The sequence below is a fragment of the Psychrobacter sp. T6-1 genome, assembly GCF_052258445.1.
The window spans coordinates 1-5,941 of sequence record NZ_JBQQFC010000143.1; the positions used below are offsets into that span (position 1 = coordinate 1).

The 5,941-nt window shown below is 43.7% G+C and carries 4 protein-coding genes; 3 read left to right on the forward strand and 1 reads right to left on the reverse strand.

Going from position 1 to position 5,941, the window contains the following annotated elements; genetic code table 11:
* A partial coding sequence (locus tag ACTXGO_RS08590; RefSeq protein WP_443574057.1) for a metallophosphoesterase occupies positions 1-1,106 on the forward strand: 1,106 nt, incomplete at its 5' end.
* Between the two features lie 23 nt (positions 1,107-1,129).
* Here ACTXGO_RS08590 and ACTXGO_RS08595 read toward each other — a convergent pair.
* Positions 1,130-2,548 (reverse strand): alpha/beta hydrolase, encoded by a 1,419-nt coding sequence (locus tag ACTXGO_RS08595; protein ID WP_443574059.1) that lies wholly within the window; start codon positions 2,546-2,548, stop codon positions 1,130-1,132.
* 480 nt (positions 2,549-3,028) lie between these two features.
* On the opposite strand from ACTXGO_RS08595, the gene grpE reads away from it, so the two are divergent.
* A complete protein-coding gene (grpE, locus tag ACTXGO_RS08600; protein ID WP_435949916.1) occupies positions 3,029-3,655 on the forward strand; it encodes a nucleotide exchange factor GrpE in 627 nt (208 codons plus the stop codon).
* A 285-nt stretch (positions 3,656-3,940) separates the two neighbouring features.
* Positions 3,941-5,881 (forward strand): molecular chaperone DnaK, encoded by a 1,941-nt coding sequence (dnaK, locus tag ACTXGO_RS08605; protein WP_443541287.1) that lies wholly within the window; start codon positions 3,941-3,943, stop codon positions 5,879-5,881.
* Positions 5,882-5,941 lie beyond the last annotated feature (60 nt).

Here is a 5,941-nt window from a genome sequence, read left to right on the forward strand (position 1 = left end):
TATTTATGCTATTACAGCTCTTTAGTACGGGTGCGGCGCTCAGCTTACAGTGGTGGCTGGCGCCTTGGAGCACCTCCACATCAAAAGTCGCAGTATGGATTATTGTGTTTGCGATTACCAATATTTTGCTGGTACTAAGCATTAAAAGAGCATTTGCCAATAGCTATCGCTGGGTGAGTATGTGGATGCTAATCATGCATTTTATTATGCTGACTGCGCTGGTTATCAGTATTTTTTACGGTGGATACTGGCTTTTGGCCTCGTTTACTAGCGTAGCGTCAATGCAATCCATTAGATTAGAGGTTGGCTTGCGAGTGCTGGCATTATTTACATTGATAGGATTATTTTTCTACGCGCTCTATAGCGCTTATGTGCCTGTGGTGCGCAAGCTAAGTATCAAAATAGATAAGCACTTATCTCATCCACTACGCTTAGCGCTAGCAAGTGATTTACATATCGGACGCTTATTTGGCAATAGAGCGATTGATAAATTGCATCAGCTCCTTACTAGTAGTCGAGCAGATATATTACTGATGCCTGGCGATATCATGGATGACAATACGCAAGCGTTTAATGACTATAATATGGCAGCGAATTTAACCAAGCTTTGCGCTGCTGTGCCATATGGTGTTTATGCTACGCTTGGCAATCATGACTTATATGGTCATGAGCAGCCGATCAGCGAGGCGCTACGAGAGGCTGGCGTACAGTTATTAAACGATGAAGTGCTACGAATTGAGCACAAGGGCGATCCGCTATGGCTAGTGGGACGTTTTGATAATCACAAGAGTCAGCGTGTGGTAACCACAGATCTGTTAGCACAAACTGATATGGCAGAGCCTATTATCCTGCTAGATCACAGACCAAGCGATATTATGGAGCACAGCCGGCTACCTATAGATCTGCAAGTCTCAGGACATACCCATAACGGGCAAGTGTTTCCTGCAAATTTTATTGTAAAGGCTATAAACAGAATAGGCTACGGCTATGAAGCCATAAACCAAGGTCACTTTGTAGTGTCCTCAGGTTATGGCTTTTGGGGGATTCCGTTTCGATTGGGCTCGCGTGCTGAGATTTGGTTGATTACTTTAACGGGCAATAAATGATAAAAATAAAACTTATTTTATTTTTAGGCCGCAAGTTTAGCTTGTGTGCTAATAACCTCACTCACAAACTGAGCAAAACCTTTAATAATATCATGCGTCTCTTTGGCTATGCCCTGATGTACACTCATCAAGTGAATAAAACCATGCGGCGCGCCAAGTACCGTGTAGGTCTGCGTAGCAATACCAAAACTCTCTAATTGCTTGGCATAAGCAAAAGCCTCATCACGCAACACATCAAGCTCGGAGGCGACCACATAGGTGGGGCATACTCGGCTGTTATCGCCGATCATCGGTGAGATAAGGACATGATCACGTGATAGCGGACTATTGGCAAGGCATGCCGCATCAAACACTGCTACGTCAGCATGATCTAATAGCAAGCCTTCCCCATACAGATCCCAGCTTGGATAGTCAGTCTCAACATCGGTCACAGGATATAGCGGCATTTGTGCAAGCGGCGCAGGCAGATCCTTTAATAGCTCAAACGTTTTTTGACCTTCAGCACCCAAATCTGCCCATGCGCTCTGTACTGGCGTCATAACTTGCTGCGCCACTAACGTTGATAAACCGCCGCCTGCACTATCCCCTGCTAATACGATACGCTTAGCAGAAGCGCCAAGGCTTTGACAGTTGTCCGCAAGCCACGCATAAGCAGTAATGCAGTCTCTAAGCGCTACAGGCGCTGAATACTCAGGAGATAGACGATAATCGACGCTGACAACTGGCCAGCCTGTCTGCTCACATACTGCATGACAGAACTCGTGATGGGTATCGACATCACCGATACAGAATCCGCCGCCATGAAAGAACAGCATTACAGTTTCGTCAGGATTAATCTTAGCTTGCGTTTTATTTCCCGCTGTCGCCTGATAGCAGCGTACTGTCATATCTCCATCATCAGCATTAGCAATAGTCTTATCCTGCCAGTTGACGGCTATATCGTCTTTTTTGATAAAGCGTTTGATATTGCTCTTGGTCACGTCTTCTTGCTGCCATACTTTTGGCGCTTGCATAGCAACTGAGTCAGCGGCGAATCTTTGACGCAGCTCTTGCATTTTATCAACGTGTAGCGGCGTTTTAAGCTTACTATTGACCGCGATAATCAGGCGCATGTGCGCATCAGCATGCAGATATTGCTTAGACGTCGGACCTTTGAGGCGACCGACTAAATTCTCAAGCAGTGGATCTGGTAAGTAGCCGATACCTTTTAATACGTAATGCAAAGCGTGCTGCTGATAGTCGCTCGTAGGTAGGTAGCTGGCAAGTTTTTCACCGATAAAGCGGTAGCGATCATCAACTGCACTCTCGCTACCATGATAGCTTGCAATTTTTTCTATAGGAGCAAGATCAGACTGGCTATCGTTTTTATTGAACGTCGCTGCTGTCTTGCTCAGCCAAGTGTTGAGCGATGTTATCGATGAATTTGATGTAACATTTCTCATGGATCTACTCTCTTTCTTAGTACGTTGTTGGCTCAAAGGCCAACGTTTACGCTAAGCTGTTATATGTATAGGATATTAATAATAATTATTTCAGGTGATAATAAAGTAGCTGTGAGATGAGGTGGGTTTTGTTTAGTAATGGTTTATATACAGACAGTAAAAAATTTGGAATAACATGACCTTCTTGTACCTTTTGTAAATCGTTTTTTACACAAGTATTGACAACAGCATCATTCGTCCAGATATGTGGTTTACACTTTGCCAAATAGCTACGCCTGTGCTGATACCTATTTAGGTATAGCGACAGCTTTAGAACATACCTTACTATTAATAAAATTATCCTCATTAATAGGCTTGAAATCAGCGCCTATAGCCTTTATCAATCAGCTATTAGGCCGCATTCATATAAACGGTTAATAGAGGCCATTAAACTAGGTATAAAAGCAAGTTTACATCTTTGATTAAAATAAAGGAGCTATCATGAGCGAGAACAATTCAAATCAAAACACCAGTCACTCAAATCAAAATACTAATAATATTGATGAGCAAACGGCACACAATAATCTAGATCTCAATGAGAGCGTTCTCTCTGAGACTATGGATGAGTTCGATCCTGCCAATAATTCAGGCGAGCATCAAACGATTGAGAGCGAGATTGATTTAGGCGTTTTTGAGGCACGTATTAAAGAGTTAGAAGGCGAAGTCAAGCAGGCCAAAGAGGGTACAGCGCGCGCTAATGCCGAAGCTTATAATGCGCAAAAACGCATGGAGCAAGAAGCGGATAAAAGCAAAAAGTTCGCTCTGCAAAAATTTGCCCGCGAGCTACTAGAAATTGTCGATAACTTAGAGCGTGCTATTGAAAGCGCTAACGCTGATGATCCTGTGGCAGAAGGCGTACAACTGACGCACAAAGCTTTGCTTGCGGTACTAAACAAAAACGGCGTTGAAGTCGTCGACCCTATGGGTGAGAAGTTCAATGCTGATATGCATGAAGCAGTCGGTATCGATAGCGATGCCGAGGCGGATACAGTCGGTACAGTACTACAAAAAGGCTATAGCCTAAATGGTCGTCTATTGCGTCCTGCTATGGTGCGCGTCGGTCAATAATTTAAGCAGTAAATTAAGCAATAAATGATGAAACCCTTGTTTATACTAAGGGTATTCACAAAACTTCACACAAAAACTAGGGTTTAGCCAAGCATTGACTTGAAAAAATGCGCACCTAAACCGATATAAAGCAACAAGTGACCAACTACGGTCTGATATGTCAGTTTTGTTTGAGTTTATATGTTTGGAGTTAATAACTATAAATTAAGTTAGTCACTCAAAGCGTCTCAATGAAACTGGCACCTCAACACAACTATTAAATCAAAAAATTAGGAGCACTCAATTATGGGTAAAGTAATCGGTATTGATTTAGGAACCACCAACTCATGCGTCGCGGTAATGGAAGGCGATAGCGTCAAGATTATCGAGAACGCTGAAGGTACGCGCACCACGCCTTCAATCGTCGCTTACAAAGACGACGAAACACTCGTTGGTCAATCAGCTAAGCGTCAAGCGGTCACCAATCCAAAGAACACGCTGTTTGCTATTAAGCGTCTGATTGGTCGTCGTTTTGATGACAAAGTCGTGCAAAAAGATATCGGCATGGTCCCGTATAAGATCGCAAAAGCGGATAACGGTGATGCTTGGGTCGAAATCAATGGCAAAAAATTAGCGCCGCCGCAAGTATCAGCTGAGATCTTGAAAAAGATGAAGAAGACTGCTGAAGACTATTTGGGCGAAAATGTTACTGAAGCGGTCATCACCGTTCCTGCCTACTTCAATGACTCACAGCGTCAAGCGACCAAAGATGCGGGTAAAATTGCAGGTCTTGATGTTAAGCGTATTATCAACGAGCCAACTGCCGCAGCCCTTGCCTATGGTATGGATAAAAAGCAAGGCGATAGCACCGTTGCTGTATATGACTTAGGTGGTGGTACTTTTGACGTCTCAATCATCGAAATCGCTGATGTCGATGGTGAGCAGCAGTTTGAAGTCCTAGCGACCAACGGTGATACATTCTTGGGTGGTGAAGATTTTGATTCAGCGCTTATTGATTATCTGGTTGATGAGTTCAAAAAGCAGCAGGATGTTAACCTAAAGGGTGATTCTCTTGCCATGCAGCGTCTAAAAGAAGCTGCTGAAAAAGCGAAGATTGAGCTATCAAGCGCCCAAAGCACTGAAGTCAACTTGCCTTATATCACAGCAGACAGCAATGGTCCTAAGCATTTGGTTATTACCATTAGCCGCTCAAAGCTAGAAGGCCTGACTGAAGATCTAGTCAAGCGTACGATGGGTCCTTGTAAGATTGCTCTAGAAGACGCTGGCATCAAATTATCTGATATCGACGACGTTATCTTGGTCGGTGGTCAGACTCGTATGCCACTAGTACAAAAGCAAGTTGAAGAGTTCTTTGGTCAAGAGCCACGTAAAGATGTCAACCCTGATGAAGCAGTTGCTGCTGGTGCGGCGATTCAAGGTGCGGTACTCTCTGGTGACAAAACCGACGTATTGTTATTAGATGTGACGCCATTGACGCTAGGTATTGAGACGATGGGCGGTGTTATGACGCCAGTTATTGAGAAAAACACGATGATTCCGACTAAGAAATCACAAGTTTTCTCAACCGCTGAAGACAACCAGCCAGCAGTTACGATTCAGGTCTATCAAGGTGAGCGTAAAATCGCTAATCAAAACAAAATGCTTGGGCGTTTTGATTTGACGGATATCCCACCAGCACCGCGCGGCCTACCGCAAATCGAAGTGACTTTCGATATCAACGCTGACGGTATCATGAACATCTCAGCGACTGATAAAGGTACGGGTAAAGCGCAAAGCATCCAGATTAAAGCAGATTCTGGCTTGTCGGATGAAGAAGTCGAGCAAATGGTACGTGACGCTGAGGCAAATGCTGAAGAAGATGAGAAATTTGCTAACCTTGCGCAAGTGCGTAATGAAGCCGACGGTCGTATTCATGCCGTACAAAAAGCTCTAAAAGATGCTGAAGATAAAGTCACTGAAGAAGAAAAATCATCAGTAGAAACGGCTATCTCTGATCTTGAAGCGGCAACTAAAGAAGACGATCATGATGATATCAAAGCTAAGCTTGAAGCATTAGACAATGCCTTTTTACCAGTAAGCCAAAAGATCTATGCTGATAGCGGCGCAGGCAGCGAGGGTATGGATCCAGGTCAATTTGGTCAAGAGACAGAATCTGCAGATAGCACGCAAGCGGATGATGATGTCGTTGATGCTGAATTCACTGAAGTTGATGAAGATAAAAAGTAAGCTTTTAAACTATTAGCTTAATCTTAATTAAAAACGCATTCTTCGGAGTGCGTTTTTTTA